We start from the raw sequence: 15,807 nt of genomic DNA, 5'->3' as shown, positions 1-15,807 counted from the left end.
TCAGTCGAGGCGTATCTCGAACACGGGGATCACCCGGTCCGTCAGAGTCTCGTACTCGGCGAATCCGGGTGCACGCTGTTTGACGATGGCGAACACTCGATCACGCTCGGCGCGGGGGAGTTCGACGGCCGTGGCCTTTGTTTTCGGGTTGGCGCCGATCTCTACGGCGACATCGGGGTTGGCGCGCACATTGGCTACCCAGGCGGGGTTGTTGGGACGTCCAGCGGCCGAGCCCACGATGTAGGCCTTGCCGTCGATATCGAAGTAGGCCAACGGGTTCACGCGTTCGGCGCCCGATTTGGCTCCGGTGCTCGTCAAGAGCATGAGCGGAAAACCCTCGAATTGGCCGCCGACCTTGCCGCCGTTGGCGCGGAACTCGGCGATGTTGGCCTCGTTGAATGATTGCTCGCTGCCCGATGGTTCGGTCATGGTCGCCTCGATTCTCTCGGTGATGTCGCGAGCCTATCGGCCGGTCCTGGGTGCGATCCGGGCAGCAACATGGATGGTAGGCACGTACCTCGACTCAAATATGTTGAGATGCGCTAGTCGGGGTGTTCTGCCACTATTAGCTGTGTGGGAGCCTGGGGTGCTGGACCGTTTGACAACGATGACGCTGCCGACTTCCTGGGGGATCTCAGGCAGAGCGATGATATCGAGCTTCAACTGGCGCGATGCTTGCGTCTGGCGAATGCTGACTACCTCGAGGCGCCAGAGGGGTCAACGGTGGTCGCTGCCGCTGCGGTGATTGCCATCCGATGTTCAGGCCAGGTCGATATGCGTGTGGGGCAGTGGTCGGAAGCGGTGGCCGACATTGTCATAAAGCAAACTCAAGCATATGCGCTTGCGGTGCTGGCGCGCGGCGCGATCGCCCGGGTACAGGCTTCGGGCAGTGAGCTCGCCGATCTGTGGACCGATGCGGATCCAGCCGAGTGGGTGGCCGAGGTGACAGCCATCGAGCGTTCACTGCGCGATGTCGAGGGCGATGGGTACCAGGACTGGGCACCGTATCCGGACCTCACCAACGCCGCGACCGTCGGACTCCGGGACCCGAAGGTGGCGCTCGATGCGCTGCGGGCGGTGGTGGACATCTCGGAGGTGTCTGCCTTCGTTCTGGATCGTGAACCAGCTGAGCAGTCGGAAGGTCTGTGGCAGGAGGTGGCGCTGACCGACGGCCGCAGGCTTGTGATGTGGCACGGCGAGGACAAGTCCGGACTGCTCGGATCATCGGAGTTCACCTCATCGATCCGGGTGATTCCGCTGGGCGCGATCACCGACCGTCAGCTGAAGACGACGTATCAACAGCTGGGTGCGGAGCGCTCGCTGCTCGCCGTCGAATTGTGGCTCTCGACGGTGACTCCAGAAAAGAGTCGCGCGGTCTCGATCTCGGAAACCGAGTGGGAAGTGCAGGATTTCTACTTCGCCAAGTCGATCGTGGACGGCGGTCTCGCGCAGATGGAGCGGCTTCTTCAATTCGGACGGGCGGTGGCACAACGTGTTTGACAGAGATGCCGACTGGGCGGCAATCCCGCATTTGGGTGCTGCGATTGGCGTTTTCACGCCGCATGCCTGGATGGCGATCGATCAACTACGCCGGGTGGTCGACGTAGCGCAGGTGGGCACCTTCCTGCTGAACCGAGGCTGCGAGCATGGGTCGTGGGGTGAGAAGTGGTGGTACGAGATTGCGCTGGTCGACAGCGGGCGGCTCATTCTCTGGTTCGTTAGGGAAGGGCACTGCGCGGGGCATGAGGAGCGGCCCCCGCATCCCACGATATCGGTGACCCTGCGCACCATCCCGCTGTCCGAAATCACCGATAAGTCCTTGAAGGTCGACTACGACGTCGCTCCGGATGGTGCCGTGACCATGACGACGGTTGACCTGACGCTGTACACCTCGACTACTACGCGTACCGTCAAGGCTTCGCTGGAGGAATACCGGCACAGCATCGAGAACTTCCAGTTCTCAAAGTACTCCAGTCATGGTGTGGCACAGATGAATCGACTCATCGATTTCGCGCACGCGCTGTCCCGGGAGATGCACTGATCAAATGTCAGGCACATTGACACGCGCCGCCGGATTCGGCATCCTGGGTCCATGACCGAGAACCTGCAAGACATGTTCGAATCCTCGTATCGCGGTGAGGCACCCGAGCAACTCGCCGCTCGGCCGCCGTGGAGCATCGGGCAGCCGCAGCCCGAAATCCTGACACTCATCGAGCAGGGCAAGGTGCACGGCGACGTGTTGGATGCCGGGTGCGGGGAGGCCGCGACCGCTCTGTACCTCGCCGAGCGAGGCCATGCGGCCGTCGGCCTGGACGCCGCGCCCACGGCGATCGAGCTGGCCAAGGGTTACGCGGCCGAGCGCGGCCTCACCAATGTCACCTTTGACGTCGCCGACATCTCGAATTTCACGGGGTACGACGGGCGCTTCGGGACGATCATCGACTCGACGCTGTTCCATTCGATGCCCGTCGCCTTGCGTGAGGGATATCAGCAGTCGATCGTGCGTGCCGCGGCACCGGGCGCCACGTACATCGTGCTGGTTTTCGACAAGGCGGGCTTTCCCCCGGATATCGACGGGCCCTATCCCGTCACCGAACCCGAGCTGCGCGCGATCGTGTCCAAGTTCTGGACCATCGACGACATCAGCCCGGCACGGCTGTACGCCAACGGCGAGGGATTCAAGGACGGCGCGGCACAGGGCTTCGCCGAAGTCCGCGAAGAGCCCAACGGCCGAGTCTCGATGGCGGGCTGGCTGCTACAGGCACACCTGGACTGACCCGGCGCTCACAGTGCGGCGTAGACGGCCTGCGCGAACTGAATGTGCAACAGCTGTAGACGCAGGGTAGATGTGCTCGCCAACGCGGCTTTGGGGTCCAGGTCGGGCATCCGCCACTGCGGCAAGAACATGAGGATCGCATCGGCCTTCGGATCGGCGTGCCACCATGTGCCGAACGCGCCAGGCCAGCCGAAGGTCCCGGCGCCGCCGGGGCCGAACAATGCGGCCGCATTCGGATCCAGGACGACCGACAAGCCCAGGCCGAAGCCGCGTCCGGTCCAGTACGGCAGGCCGAATGCCGGCAGCTCCCGCTGAGCGGGCGTGAGCCGGTTGGCGCGCAGGGCCGCCGTCGACTCCGGGGAGAGAATGCGTACCCCGTCGGCCTCGCCGCCACCCAGCAGTGCCCGCGCAAAGGTCAGGTAGTCGCCTGCGGTACTAGCCAGCGCACCGCCGCCACGACACAGCGCGGGGGCCGAAGTGGGCATCGAGGTGAGATAGCCACGATCGGCCGCCACGACCTGGTCGTGCTCGTCGAGGCCATACAGGCGTGCCAGTCGTCCGGCCTTGTGTTCGGGAACGAAGAAGTCGGTATCTGACATGCGCAGCGGATCCAGGATTCGTTGACGCAGCAGCTCGTTGAGTGGCTGCCCGGCCGCGCGCGCGATTAGTAACCCGAGGACATCGGTGGAATGGCTGTAGTGGAAACGCTCTCCGGGCGGGTACACCAGCGGCAGCGCGGCGATGGCCGCTATCCATGCGTCGGGCTCACTGAACGTCGCCGTGTGCAGCGGCTGATAGGCCTTCGCGATAGCTCCGGTCGCGATGAAGTCGTACGTCAGACCGCTGCGGTGGGTCAGCAGATCCTCGACCGTGATGGTGCGGGGCGCGCGAAACGTGTCATCCAATGGCCCGCCCGGATCTTTGAGCACCCGCATATCGGCGAACTCCGGCAGCCATGTGGTGATCGGGTCGCTCAAGCGGATCGTGCCGTCGTCGACGAGGGCCATGGCTGCTGCGCTGATGACGGGCTTGGTCATGGACGCGATGCGGAAAATGGTGTTCTCGGCCATGGACAGGCCTGCCTCGACATCGCGGTAGCCGGTCGCGGCTAGGTGTTTGAGCTGCCCACCCTGCCACACCAGCGTCACCGCTCCGGCCAGGATGCGGTCATTGACCGCCGCCCGGATCGGGGCAAGGGCGGCGTCGAAGGCGGAGTCGGGCTGGGGCATAACTCCATCCTGTCAGCCGAGGCCGGTGGGCGCCCGGATGCTAAGCTCCCTGGCGATAAGTGACATCCTTTAACGATCCGTCCAGTGAGGCGGAGAAGGAGGTCTCGCGTAAGCGTGGGCGCATTACCAGAAGGACGCGAACTGTTGTCCGCCGCAGATGTCGGCAGGACCATCTCGCGTATCGCGCATCAAATCATCGAGAAGACCGCTCTTTCCGATTCCAGTGACGCGCCCCGCGTCGTGCTGGTCGGTATCCCGACACGCGGCGCGACCCTGGCCAAACGATTGGCCGCCCACATCACCGAGTTCTCCGGTGTCGAGGTGCCCGCCGGATTCCTGGACATCACGCTCTACCGCGACGACTTGCGCAACAAACCCCACCGACCGCTGGAACGCACCTCCATTCCCGAAGGTGGGGTCGATGGTGCGCTGGTGGTGCTCGTCGACGACGTGTTGTTCTCGGGCCGCACCGTGCGCTCGGCGCTCGACGCGCTGCGGGATCTGGGCCGGCCGCGTGCGGTGCAGCTGGCGGTGCTGGTTGATCGCGGGCACCGTGAACTGCCGCTGCGCGCCGATTACGTCGGCAAGAACGTGCCGACCGCACGCTCCGAAGACGTCAAGGTGCTGCTGGCCGAACACGACGGCTGCGACGCCGTGGTCATCAACAGCGCGCAGGGGGAGGCCTCGTGAAGCATCTGCTGTCGGCTGCCGACCTGACCCGCGACGAGGCGACCGCGATCCTCGACGACGCCGACCGGTTTCTGCAGGCTCTGGCGGGACGCGAGGTGAAAAAGCTGCCCACCCTGCGCGGGCGCACCATCATCACCATGTTCTATGAGAACTCCACGCGGACAAGGGTTTCCTTCGAAGTGGCGGGGAAGTGGATGAGTGCGGACGTGATCAACGTCAGCGCATCCGGTTCCTCGGTGGCCAAGGGTGAGTCGCTGCGCGACACCGCCCTGACCTTGCGTGCGATCGGCGCTGACGCGTTGATCGTCCGCCACCCGGCCTCCGGAGTCGCCGCGCAGCTTGCGCAGTGGACGTCAGAAGGACTGGCCGACGGACCCGCTGTGGTCAATGCCGGCGACGGTACCCACGAACATCCGACACAGGCACTGCTTGACGCGCTCACCATTCGCCAGCGGCTGGGCGGTCTGGAAGGTCGCCGCGTCGTGATCGTCGGGGACATCCTGCACAGTCGGGTCGCTCGCTCGAACGCTCTGCTGCTCAACACGTTCGGTGCCGAGGTGGTGCTGGTAGCTCCACCTACGCTGCTGCCCGTCGGCGTCGAGACGTGGCCGGTGACGGTCAGTCATGATTTGGATGCCGAGCTACCGGGTGCCGACGCGGTGCTGATGCTGCGGGTGCAGGCCGAACGTATGACCGGTGGCTTCTTCCCCTCGGCGCGCGAGTATTCGGTGCTGTACGGGTTGTCCGAGGCCCGGCAGCGGCTGCTCTCCGAACACGCGGTGGTGCTGCATCCGGGCCCGATGCTGCGCGGTATGGAAATCGCGTCCTCCGTGGCTGATTCTTCGCAATCAGCTGTTCTGCAACAGGTATCGAATGGAGTGCATATCCGCATGGCCGTGCTGTTCCACCTGCTGGTCGGGTCCTCCGATAGCTCCGAGGCGGTGCCCGCATGAGTGTCCTGATCAAGGGGGTACTGCTGTACGGGGAGGGCGAGCAGGTCGACGTCCTCATCGAAGACGGCCAGATCACCCGCATCGAGGCCGGTATCGGAGCGGGTATCGAGACGGAAGTCGACACCGCCATCGAGGCGCCGGGGCAGGTGCTGCTGCCGGGATTCGTCGATCTACACACGCATCTGCGCGAACCGGGGCGTGAAGACACCGAGACCATCGACTCGGGCTCGGCGGCAGCGGCTTTGGGTGGGTACACCGCCGTCTTCGCGATGGCCAACACGAACCCGGTTGCGGACAGCCCCGTGGTAACCGATCACGTGTGGCAGCGCGGCCAGCAGGTCGGATTGGTCGACGTACATCCGGTGGGCGCCGTCACGGTAGGGCTGGAAGGCAAGCAGCTCACCGAGATGGCGATGATGGCGCGGGGCGCGGGCCGGGTGCGGATGTTCTCCGATGACGGCAAATGCGTGCATGATCCGCTGATCATGCGGCGCGCTCTCGAGTACGCCAAGGGCTTGGGCGTGCTCATCGCACAACATGCCGAGGAACCGCGGCTCACTGTCGGATCGGTGGCGCATGAGGGGGCCCACGCGGCCAAGTTGGGCCTGACCGGATGGCCCCGCGCAGCTGAGGAATCCATCGTCGCGCGGGATGCCATCTTGTCCCGTGACAGCGGCGCTCCGGTGCACATCTGTCACGCGTCCACCGCCGGCACCGTCGAGTTGCTCAAATGGGCCAAGGGGCAAGGTATTTCCATCACCGCCGAGGTGACACCGCACCATCTGCTGCTCGATGACGGCCGGCTGGCCTCCTATGACGGCGTGTATCGGGTAAATCCGCCGCTGCGGGAGTCGACCGATGCTCAGGCATTGCGTCAGGCCCTCGCCGACGGGGTGATCGACTGTGTGGCAACCGATCACGCACCGCACGCCGATCACGAGAAATGCTGCGAGTTCGCGGCGGCCCGCCCCGGAATGCTCGGGTTGGAGACTGCGCTGTCGGTGGTCGTGGAGACCATGGTGAAAACAGGATTGCTGACTTGGCGCGATATCGCCAGAGTGATGAGTGAGCGGCCGGCGCAGATCGTCGGTCTGCCCGATCAGGGGCGTCCGTTGGCAGTCGGCGAGCCCGCCAACCTGACGATCGTTGACCCCGACGCCACCTGGACCGTCAGTGGCGACGGATTGGCCAGCAAGTCGGCCAACACCCCATTCGAATCGATGACGTTGCCTGCCATCGTGACCGCGACGCTGCTGCGCGGCCGCATCACCGCACGGGACGGCAAGGTGACCCAGTGAACCACGGCGACTTCATCGGTGCCCTCATCATGGCGGGCGCCTCGCTCACCTTGACTGTGCTGCTCGCCCGCCTGATGTGGCGCGGCTGGCGCGCACGCGGCCAACGTCAGATCGACACCGTGGGGGAACTGCCCGTGGTGCCCGCCGAGCGCGGCGACATCGTCATCGATCCCGCGGACGGCCTCTACGTCGGCAGCACCATCGCGCCGGACTGGCAGGACCGAATCGCGGTGGGCGACTTGGGCTACCGCGCGAACGCCACCTTGACCAGATACACGGGCGGGATCCTGCTGGAACGCAGCGGCACCGCGGACATCTGGATCCCCGCCGATGTCATCACCGAGATCCGTACGGCAAAGGCGCTGGCGGGCAAGGTGCTCACCCACGAAGGAATTCTTGCGATCCGGTGGCGGCTGCCCTCGGGCACCGAGATCGACACCGGATTTTTGGCACGACCGCGAAGCGAATATCAGGAATGGAAGCAGGCGTCATGAGTGACAAGGCGGTGCTCGTTCTCGAAGACGGGCGGGTGTTCACCGGTAAGCCGTTCGGGGCGGTGGGTGAAACTCTCGGCGAGGCGGTGTTCTGCACGGCCATGTCGGGTTACCAAGAAACCCTGACCGACCCGAGCTATCACCGGCAGATCGTGGTGGCGACAGCGCCGCAGATCGGCAATACCGGATGGAACGACGAGGACGACGAGAGCCGCGGCGGAAAGATCTGGGTCGCCGGATACGCGGTGCGCGACCCCTCGAACCGGGTCTCGAATTGGCGTGCCACAGGGTCCCTGGATGATGCCCTCAAGGGACAGCACATCGTCGGTATCGCCGGAATCGACACCCGGGCGGTCGTCCGTCACCTGCGTACCCGCGGGTCCATGAAGGCGGGCATCTTCAGCGGGACAGTTGCCGACGCGCCCACCGACTTCCTGCTGTCGCGGGTCAACGGCCAGCCCTCGATGCTGGGTGCTGACCTGGCAGGAGAGGTGAGCACCGACGACACCTACATCGTGGAACCCGATGGCGCGCATCGGTTCACCGTGGCCGCTCTGGACCTGGGGATCAAGACCAACACCCCACGCAACTTCACGCAACGCGGTATCCGCGTACAGGTGGTGCCCTCGTCCATCAGCCCGGACGAGCTGCTCGCACTGGCGCCAGACGGCGTGTTCCTGTCCAACGGGCCGGGGGACCCGGCCACCGCGGATCACGTGGTGGCGGTGACACAGGCGGTGCTGCAACAGAAAATCCCGCTGTTCGGCATCTGCTTCGGTAATCAGCTGCTGGGCCGGGCATTGGGCAGGTCCACCTACAAGATGACCTTCGGGCATCGCGGCATCAACATCCCGGTCATCGATCACGCGACGGGCCGGGTCGCGATCACCGCGCAGAACCACGGCTTCGCCCTCGAAGGTGAGGCGGGTGAGCAGTTCGATACGCCGTTCGGGCGCGCCGAGGTAAGCCACACCTGCGCCAACGATGGCACGGTGGAAGGGATCCGGCTGTTGGACGGATCGGCTTTCTCGGTGCAGTACCACCCGGAGGCGGCGGCGGGACCTCATGACGCCGAGTACCTCTTTGACCAGTTCGTCACGGCACTTGAGAATCGGGGTAATCGCTGATGCCACGTCGCACAGACCTCAACCACATCCTGGTCATCGGTTCTGGCCCTATCGTGATCGGCCAGGCCTGCGAGTTCGACTACTCGGGCACCCAGGCCTGCCGTGTGCTGCGGTCAGAGGGGCTACAGGTCAGCCTCGTCAACTCGAACCCGGCGACGATCATGACCGACCCGGAGTACGCCGACAACACCTACGTCGAGCCGATCACCGCTGAGTTTGTCGAGAAAGTCCTTGCCGCACAGGCGGAGAAGGGCAACAAGATCGACGCGCTGCTGCCCACGCTGGGCGGCCAGACCGCGTTGAACACCGCGGTCGCGCTCTACGAGAACGGTGCACTCGACCGGTACAACGTGGAGCTCATCGGCGCTAACTTCGAGGCAATCCAGCGCGGCGAGGACAGGCAGCGGTTCAAGGACATCGTCGCGAAGGTCGGCGGCGAGTCGGCGAAGTCCCGCGTCTGTTTCACCATGGACGAGGTCCGCGATACCGTTGCCGACCTCGGATTGCCGGTCGTGGTACGCCCATCCTTCACCATGGGTGGCTTGGGCTCCGGCATGGCCTACACCCCCGAGGATGTCGAGCGGATGGCGGGCGAGGGACTCTCGGCGTCGCCATCGGCGAATGTGCTGATCGAGGAATCCATCTACGGTTGGAAGGAATTCGAGCTCGAGCTGATGCGCGACAGCCGCGACAACGTGGTGGTCGTGTGCTCGATCGAGAACGTCGATCCGATGGGCGTGCACACCGGAGACTCGGTGACGGTGGCTCCGGCGATGACGCTGACCGACCGTGAGTATCAGAAGATGCGTGACCTCGGCATCGCGATCCTGCGCGAGGTCGGGGTGGACACGGGCGGCTGCAACATCCAGTTCGCCATCAACCCGCGCGATGGTCGCCTTATCGTCATCGAGATGAACCCGCGCGTATCGCGCTCCAGTGCTTTGGCTTCCAAGGCAACCGGATTCCCCATCGCCAAGATCGCGGCCAAGCTGGCGATCGGGTACACGCTCGACGAGATCGTCAACGACATCACCAAGGAGACTCCGGCCTGTTTCGAGCCGACTCTGGACTACGTCGTCGTCAAGGCGCCCCGATTCGCCTTCGAGAAGTTCCCCGGTGCCGACGCCACCTTGACCACCACCATGAAATCGGTGGGCGAGGCGATGTCCTTGGGGCGCAACTTCGCTGAGGCGCTCGGGAAGGTCATGCGCTCGCTGGAGACGTCCGCGGCGGGCTTCTGGACCGACAACGCGAAACCCATCGAGGACCTGGACACGTTCCTGCAGGAGCTGCGGGTGCCGCGTGACGGGCGGCTCTACGGCATCGAGCACGCGTTGGGTGCCGGTGTCTCCGTTGAGCAGGTGGCCGAGATCACCGGCGTCGACCCGTGGTTCGTTGAAGAGATCGCGCAGATTCACCAGCTCGGTACCGAGTTGCGTGAGGCGCCGATTCTTGACGAGGAACTGCTGCGCAGGGCCAAGCACTACGGGCTCTCGGATCGCCAGATCGCGGCACTGCGACCGGAATTGGCGGGGGAGGACGGGGTGCGGTCGTTGCGCCACCGGATGGGAATCCGGCCGGTGTACAAGACGGTCGACACCTGCGCCGCCGAATTCGAGGCCAAGACCCCGTACCACTATTCGAGCTACGAGCTGGATCCGGCCGCGGAGTCTGAGGTGGCCCCGCAGACCGAGCGGCCCAAGGTGCTCATCCTCGGGTCGGGCCCCAACCGCATCGGTCAGGGTATCGAGTTCGACTACAGCTGCGTGCACGCGGCAACCACGTTGTCGCAGGCCGGATTCGAGACCATCATGGTCAACTGCAACCCGGAAACGGTGTCCACCGACTACGACACCGCCGACCGCCTGTACTTCGAGCCGCTCACGTTCGAGGATGTGCTGGAGGTGTTCCACGCCGAAAATGAGTCCGGCCGAGGTGGACCGGGTGTTGTCGGTGTGATCGTGCAGCTCGGCGGACAGACCCCGTTGGGGCTGGCGAAACGTTTGGCCGATGCGGGCGTGCCGGTGGTGGGCACCAGCCCGGCGGCCATCGATCGCGCCGAGGACCGCGGCGTGTTCGGGGATCTGCTGGTATCGGCCGGTCTGCCGGCGCCACGATTCGGCACCGCGACGACCTTCGAGCAGGCCAGGCAGATCGCCTCCGATATCGGCTACCCGGTACTGGTGCGACCGTCCTACGTGCTGGGTGGACGGGGCATGGAGATCGTCTACGACGAGGACACCCTGCACGGCTACATCACGCGGGCCACCCAGCTCTCACCCGAACACCCCGTGCTGGTCGACCGCTTCCTCGAGGATGCCATCGAGATCGATGTCGACGCGTTGTGCGATGGCACCGAGGTTTACCTCGGCGGCGTCATGGAGCACATCGAGGAGGCTGGTATTCACTCCGGCGACTCGGCGTGCGCACTACCGCCGGTAACCCTGGGCCGCAGCGATATCGAAAAGGTTCGCAACGCCACCGAGGCCATCGCGCATGGAATCGGAGTGGTCGGCCTGCTCAATGTGCAGTACGCGCTCAAGGACGATGTGCTGTACGTCCTGGAGGCGAACCCACGTGCGAGCCGAACGGTTCCGTTCGTGTCGAAGGCCACCGCGGTTCCGTTGGCCAAGGCGTGCTCCCGGATCATGCTGGGCGCCACCATTGCCGGTCTGCGCGAGGAAGGACTGCTGCCCGCTGACGGTGACGGCGCCACCCTGCCACCGGGTGCTCCGGTAGCGGTCAAGGAGGCCGTGCTGCCGTTCCACCGTTTCCGCAAGGCGGATGGCAGCCAGGTGGATTCCCTGCTCGGGCCGGAGATGAAGTCCACCGGTGAGGTCATGGGCATCGACGCCGATTTCGGTAGCGCATTCGCGAAGAGTCAGACCGCCGCATACGGGTCGTTGCCGAAGGAGGGCACGATCTTCGTCTCGGTGGCCAACCGTGACAAGCGCTCTCTGGTGTTCCCGGTGAAGCGACTGGCCGATCTCGGATTCAAGGTGCTCGCGACCGAAGGTACGGCAGAAATGCTGCGCCGTAACGGGATACCGTGCGAAGAGGTGCGCAAGCACTATCAGGGCGCCGAGGACGGATTGCCCCCTCGGTCCTCGGTCGACGTCATCAAGGCCGGTGAGGTCGCGATGGTCATCAACACCCCGTACGGGAACTCCGGCCCCCGTGTCGACGGATACGAGATCCGTTCGGCCGCGGTGTCGATGAACATTCCGTGCATCACCACGGTGCAGGGCGCGTCGGCCGCGGTGCAGGGGATCGAGGCGGGTATCCGTGGGGATATCGGCGTGCGGTCGCTGCAGGAACTCCACGCGGGCTTGCGATGAGCCGCTTGCGCGAAGAGCGGTGGGTCCGGTGACGTTCGGCGCACGGCTGCAGGCGGCCACCGCGTCCCGTGGCCCGCTGTGCGTGGGCATCGATCCGCATCCTGAGCTGCTACGCGCCTGGGGGCTGGACGCCGACGCGTCGGGTCTGGCCCGGTTCAGCGATATCTGTGTGGAGGCCTTCGCCGAGGTGGCGATCGTCAAGCCGCAGGTGGCGTTCTTCGAAACCTATGGTGCTGCAGGGTATGCGGTGCTGGAACGGACCATCGCGGGGCTCCGCGAGGCTGGTGTGCTGTTGCTGGCCGATGCCAAGCGCGGGGACATCGGATCAACGATGGCCGCGTATGCACAGGCTTGGCTGGGCGATTCACCGTTGAGCTCTGATGCGGTCACTGCCTCGCCGTATCTGGGCTTTGGATCATTGTCTCCGCTGCTGGACCTGGCGCGTGAACGTGACCGTGGCGTCTTTGTCCTTGCCGCGACCTCCAATCCCGAGGCGCCACCGGTGCAGCGGGCGCTCGCCGGGGAGCTGACCGTCGCACAGGCGATGGTGGACCAGGTGGCCGCGCTGAACGCCAAGGAGGCCGGTCCGGGATCTGTGGGTGTCGTGGTCGGGGTCACCGTCACCGATCCGCCGGATCTGTCGTCGATCGGCGGCCCTGTTCTTGTGCCGGGGCTCGGGGCACAGGGCGGTAAGCCCGAGGATCTGCGTGGCTTGGGTGGGGCTCCGGGATCGCTATTGTTACCGGCGGTCTCGCGTGAGGTGCTGCGCGAGGGGCCCGACGTCGCGGCGCTGCGTGCGGCCGTGTCGAGGCTGCGGGACAGCGTCGCCTATCTGCGTGCCGAATGAGCAAGCGAGAATTGATTCTCTGAAGTATTCGCGTTGCTGTGCAACGGTTTTCGGCAAAGTGCGCGTGCGGCCGCCAGTGGTATCAGTGACGCCACGACAACCCAGCGTCCGATGGGTGTGAACCCGCCCCAGAGCGGATTGATCACATAGATCCGGGTGTAGACGAGCGTCAGTATCGCGCCGATCAGCACCAGGACACCGACCGCGATATCGCGTCTCGTGCTCATCGAGGGCACCGGACGGTCCCACCACGGCAGCGCACGACGTTCTGTGGCCCGCAGTGGGACGAAGAACACGGCCACGATGGCGCAGACGATGACCAGCCGCAGTACGTTCCCAGGCCAGTACCAGGCGTCGCGAGGGCTTACCAGTCCGATGCGAAGGGCCAGGTAAACCCCGTAGGACAGCAGGAACGTCACCACCCAATGCCATAGGTAGATCGTCATGCTGCCGCTATTGCAGACCTGGAGGAACGTCCATGTCCGCACCCCCTGCAGCCAGCGGTTGATGGCCGGGGCGAAAGCGATGACCAGCATGCATTCGAGAATGGCGCTGACCGCGAGCAGCAGAGTCGGCGGCATGTTGGCGATCAGCCCGGACGGATAGGGCCCCAGGATGGCCAATGCGACGGTGACACCCAATGCGACGGCCGCGGCCGCCATGGCGACCCGGCGGGGGACCAGGGCGCGCTGATAGGCGATACCCAATGCGGCGGGTACCAACCACATGAAGATCATGTTGATCCAACCCGTCATCACCCAGGTATCGGTGACCACGCTGATGGTGTCCACCAGGGCTGTGAGCAGGCACATCGTCGCGATGAACCAGCCCAGTTGGCGTCCGGTGCGAATGCGGGCCAGCCACGGCATGAACGCAAGTGTCAGCAGATACGCGCCGACGTACCAAAGCAGCTCGATATGTCGCATCTCGAGATACAGGAGTTGTCTGGAATTGCCCATGGTGATGCGCAGCAAGGTGGTCACCAGTGCGACGAAGACGAGGAAGTAGAACACCGGGCGAAAAAGCCGCGTCGTCCGGCTCATCAGAAACTGCCCCCAGGACCTGCCGGATTCCCAGGAATGGAGATTTGCTGCCGCACCCGCAAAAAAGAACAGGGGCATCAACGGGATCAGCCAGAATAGCCAATGCACGTTGTAATTCGCGGACATGGCTGGTTTGCCCTTGACGATAGTGGGGCTGCCCGCGAGGACGTGATAGGCCACGACGGTGGCCAGTGACACGAGCCTCACGGCATCCAATACCCGATCACGCTCACGTGATGGGCGCGTGGAATCACCCATATGGCGCACCCTACCCAGCAACTGCTGTGCCTTGCTAAACAACTTCCCGGGCGCCTGCTCGCCGGCATTCTCACCTGCGCCTCTTCAACTGAACGTTGACGGGTCGCGACACGCGCAACACGAGATTCACACAAGATTTTCAGTTTGCCCTCATGGCAATCACGGTTTGCTTGTCTCCGGTTCAGGTACAAGAATCGGCGGTGTTGTCAACTCTGCGTGAAACATACTGTGCGGCAATATCATTCAATCTTGACCTGCAGAAATGCCGGGTCGGAACGCATGGAAGCGATGGTTGCTCGGCAGGATCGCCTGCGGCCCCTCTAGCAGGCGATTTTCCCCGAGATGAGGGGGGTGGGGTTCACATATGTCGGTTGGCGTGGGTACGGTCGCTGTCGCTGGCTGGTTGTTTTCCAGCCGATCAGAAAAACCGACGAGTTTCGTATGAGACGGAGGAATCGTGGCCCTTCCACAGTTGACTGACGAGCAGCGTGCCGCCGCGTTGGCGAAGGCGGCTGCCGCCCGCCGCGCCCGGGCCGAGCTCAAGGAGAAGCTCAAGAAAGGCGGCACCAATCTCAAGCAGGTGCTCAAGGACGCCGAGACCGACGAGGTCCTCGGCAAGATGAAGGTTTCCGCACTGCTGGAAGCCCTGCCCAAGGTCGGCAAGGTCAAGGCGCAGGAGATCATGACCGAGCTGGAGATCGCCCCGACCCGCCGTCTGCGTGGCCTCGGCGACCGTCAGCGCAAGGCGCTGCTGGAGCGGTTCGACTTCTCCTGATCTTCTCCAGATGACAGCTTCGACGAGGGGCCGGGTAGTAGTCCTATCCGGCCCCTCAGCCGTCGGTAAGTCCACCGTGGTGCATCGGTTACGCGATGACGTGGATGGTCTTTTCTTCAGCGTCTCCGCCACCACCAGGGCCCCGAGGCCCGGTGAGGTGGACGGCGTGGACTATCACTTCGTCACCACGGAGGAGTTCCAGCGGCTCATTGACACCGGTGCGCTGCTGGAATGGGCCGATATTCACGGCGGCTTGCAGCGTTCAGGAACCCCTGCGGCGCCTGTTCACGAGGCGATGGAGGCCGGCCGGCCGACCCTCATCGAGGTCGATCTGGCCGGTGCCCGCGCCATCAAGGCGGTACTTCCGCAGGCGCTGACCGTCTTCCTGTCGCCACCGAGCTGGGATGCGCTGGTGCAGCGGCTTACCGGCCGGGGCACCGAATCGGAGGCCGTGATCGCCCGGCGATTGGAAACCGCCGAGGTCGAAATGGCGGCTCAAAGCGACTTTGATGTCGTCGTCGTCAATGACCAGTTGGAAAATGCCTGCGCACAGTTGGTATCGTTATTGGTCGGACGTTAATCGGCAGCGCATGAACAAAGACTGCGAATACCGCGCCCGCCATATTCAGCGCCATATACCTATCCAGGAGATTTCTTAGTGAGCACCTCCCAGACTGACGTCATCGTCGAACCGGGCACCGAAAGCTACGACGCCGCGCTCGACACGCCGCTGGGTATCACCAACCCGCCGATCGACGAGCTGCTGGCGCGGGCTTCGAGCAAGTACGCGCTCGTGATCTACGCAGCCAAGCGTGCACGCCAGATCAACGACTACTACAACCAGCTGGGCGATGGCATCCTCGAGTACGTGGGGCCGCTGGTCGAGCCGGGTCTGCAGGAGAAGCCGCTGTCGATCGCGCTGCGCGAGATCCACGGCGACCTGCTTGAGCACACCGAAGGCGAGTAGAAGCTGCGATGA

Annotated in this window: 16 protein-coding genes; 13 read left to right on the top strand and 3 right to left on the bottom strand. The window is 64.5% G+C overall.

What is annotated here, in order from left to right; all coding sequences use genetic code 11:
* Entirely contained in the window at positions 1–429 is a 429-nt protein-coding gene (locus tag BB28_RS13850) for a nitroreductase family deazaflavin-dependent oxidoreductase (protein ID WP_046253909.1), read from the bottom strand.
* A 144-nt stretch (positions 430–573) separates the two neighbouring features.
* Between BB28_RS13850 and BB28_RS24605 the strand changes: the two genes are divergently transcribed.
* From BB28_RS24605 to BB28_RS13835, 3 genes are read left to right on the top strand one after another with little or no spacing between them, the layout of a single operon-like run.
* Positions 574–1,500, top strand: coding sequence for a DUF4259 domain-containing protein (locus BB28_RS24605; protein ID WP_052740234.1), 927 nt, complete (start codon positions 574–576; stop codon positions 1,498–1,500).
* Positions 1,493–2,041, top strand: coding sequence for a hypothetical protein (locus BB28_RS13840; RefSeq protein ID WP_064393509.1), 549 nt, complete (start codon positions 1,493–1,495; stop codon positions 2,039–2,041). The genes BB28_RS24605 and BB28_RS13840 overlap by 8 nt, the downstream gene beginning before the upstream one ends.
* Before the next feature lie 51 nt (positions 2,042–2,092).
* Complete coding sequence (locus BB28_RS13835; RefSeq protein WP_046253907.1) at positions 2,093–2,776, top strand: class I SAM-dependent methyltransferase; 684 nt, start codon at positions 2,093–2,095, stop codon at positions 2,774–2,776.
* Between the two features lie 8 nt (positions 2,777–2,784).
* On the opposite strand, the gene BB28_RS13830 is transcribed toward BB28_RS13835, so the two are convergent.
* Positions 2,785–4,005, bottom strand: a complete 1,221-nt coding sequence (locus BB28_RS13830; protein WP_046253906.1) for a serine hydrolase domain-containing protein — start codon at positions 4,003–4,005, stop codon at positions 2,785–2,787.
* A 141-nt stretch (positions 4,006–4,146) separates the two neighbouring features.
* Here BB28_RS13830 and pyrR point away from each other — a divergent pair, with 141 nt between their 5' ends.
* From pyrR to pyrF, 7 genes are read left to right on the top strand one after another with little or no spacing between them, the layout of a single operon-like run.
* Positions 4,147–4,695, top strand: a complete 549-nt coding sequence (gene pyrR, locus BB28_RS13825) for a bifunctional pyr operon transcriptional regulator/uracil phosphoribosyltransferase PyrR (RefSeq protein ID WP_030093552.1) — start codon at positions 4,147–4,149, stop codon at positions 4,693–4,695.
* On the top strand, positions 4,692–5,648 hold the full coding sequence (locus tag BB28_RS13820; RefSeq protein WP_046253905.1) for an aspartate carbamoyltransferase catalytic subunit: 957 nt from the start codon (positions 4,692–4,694) through the stop codon (positions 5,646–5,648). The genes pyrR and BB28_RS13820 overlap by 4 nt, the downstream gene beginning before the upstream one ends.
* Entirely contained in the window at positions 5,645–6,946 is a 1,302-nt protein-coding gene (locus BB28_RS13815) for a dihydroorotase (RefSeq protein ID WP_046253904.1), read from the top strand. Before BB28_RS13820 ends, BB28_RS13815 begins: the two co-directional genes overlap by 4 nt.
* The gene (locus BB28_RS13810) at positions 6,943–7,440 is read left to right on the top strand and encodes a PH-like domain-containing protein (protein WP_046253903.1); all 498 of its coding nucleotides are present in this window, start codon (positions 6,943–6,945) and stop codon (positions 7,438–7,440) included. The genes BB28_RS13815 and BB28_RS13810 overlap by 4 nt, the downstream gene beginning before the upstream one ends.
* A complete protein-coding gene (carA, locus tag BB28_RS13805) occupies positions 7,422–8,567 on the top strand; it encodes a glutamine-hydrolyzing carbamoyl-phosphate synthase small subunit (protein WP_418038687.1) in 1,146 nt (381 codons plus the stop codon). Before BB28_RS13810 ends, carA begins: the two co-directional genes overlap by 19 nt.
* Complete coding sequence (gene carB, locus BB28_RS13800) at positions 8,567–11,905, top strand: carbamoyl-phosphate synthase large subunit (protein ID WP_046253902.1); 3,339 nt, start codon at positions 8,567–8,569, stop codon at positions 11,903–11,905. The genes carA and carB overlap by 1 nt, the downstream gene beginning before the upstream one ends.
* Positions 11,906–11,924: 19 nt before the next feature.
* Positions 11,925–12,752, top strand: a complete 828-nt coding sequence (pyrF, locus tag BB28_RS13795; RefSeq protein ID WP_046253901.1) for an orotidine-5'-phosphate decarboxylase — start codon at positions 11,925–11,927, stop codon at positions 12,750–12,752.
* Here pyrF and BB28_RS13790 read toward each other — a convergent pair.
* On the bottom strand, positions 12,734–14,053 hold the full coding sequence (locus tag BB28_RS13790) for an acyltransferase family protein (protein ID WP_046253900.1): 1,320 nt from the start codon (positions 14,051–14,053) through the stop codon (positions 12,734–12,736). The two genes, pyrF and BB28_RS13790, sit on opposite strands and share 19 nt — an antisense overlap.
* 457 nt (positions 14,054–14,510) lie before the next feature.
* Here BB28_RS13790 and mihF point away from each other — a divergent pair, with 457 nt between their 5' ends.
* The 3 genes from mihF (at position 14,511) to rpoZ (ending at position 15,795) form a co-directional block, all read left to right on the top strand.
* Complete coding sequence (mihF, locus tag BB28_RS13785) at positions 14,511–14,828, top strand: integration host factor, actinobacterial type (protein WP_030093544.1); 318 nt, start codon at positions 14,511–14,513, stop codon at positions 14,826–14,828.
* Positions 14,829–14,838: 10 nt separating this feature from the next.
* Positions 14,839–15,408: a guanylate kinase gene (gene gmk, locus BB28_RS13780; protein WP_046253899.1), complete on the top strand. Its 570-nt coding sequence runs from the start codon at positions 14,839–14,841 to the stop codon at positions 15,406–15,408.
* Between the two features lie 78 nt (positions 15,409–15,486).
* Complete coding sequence (rpoZ, locus tag BB28_RS13775) at positions 15,487–15,795, top strand: DNA-directed RNA polymerase subunit omega (RefSeq protein WP_030093542.1); 309 nt, start codon at positions 15,487–15,489, stop codon at positions 15,793–15,795.
* Positions 15,796–15,807: the final 12 nt, after the last annotated feature.

It is taken from the genome of Mycobacteroides chelonae CCUG 47445, from assembly GCF_001632805.1.
Taxonomy (GTDB): Bacteria; Actinomycetota; Actinomycetes; order Mycobacteriales; family Mycobacteriaceae; genus Mycobacterium; species Mycobacterium chelonae.
This window is presented reverse-complemented; position numbering and strand designations above follow the sequence as displayed.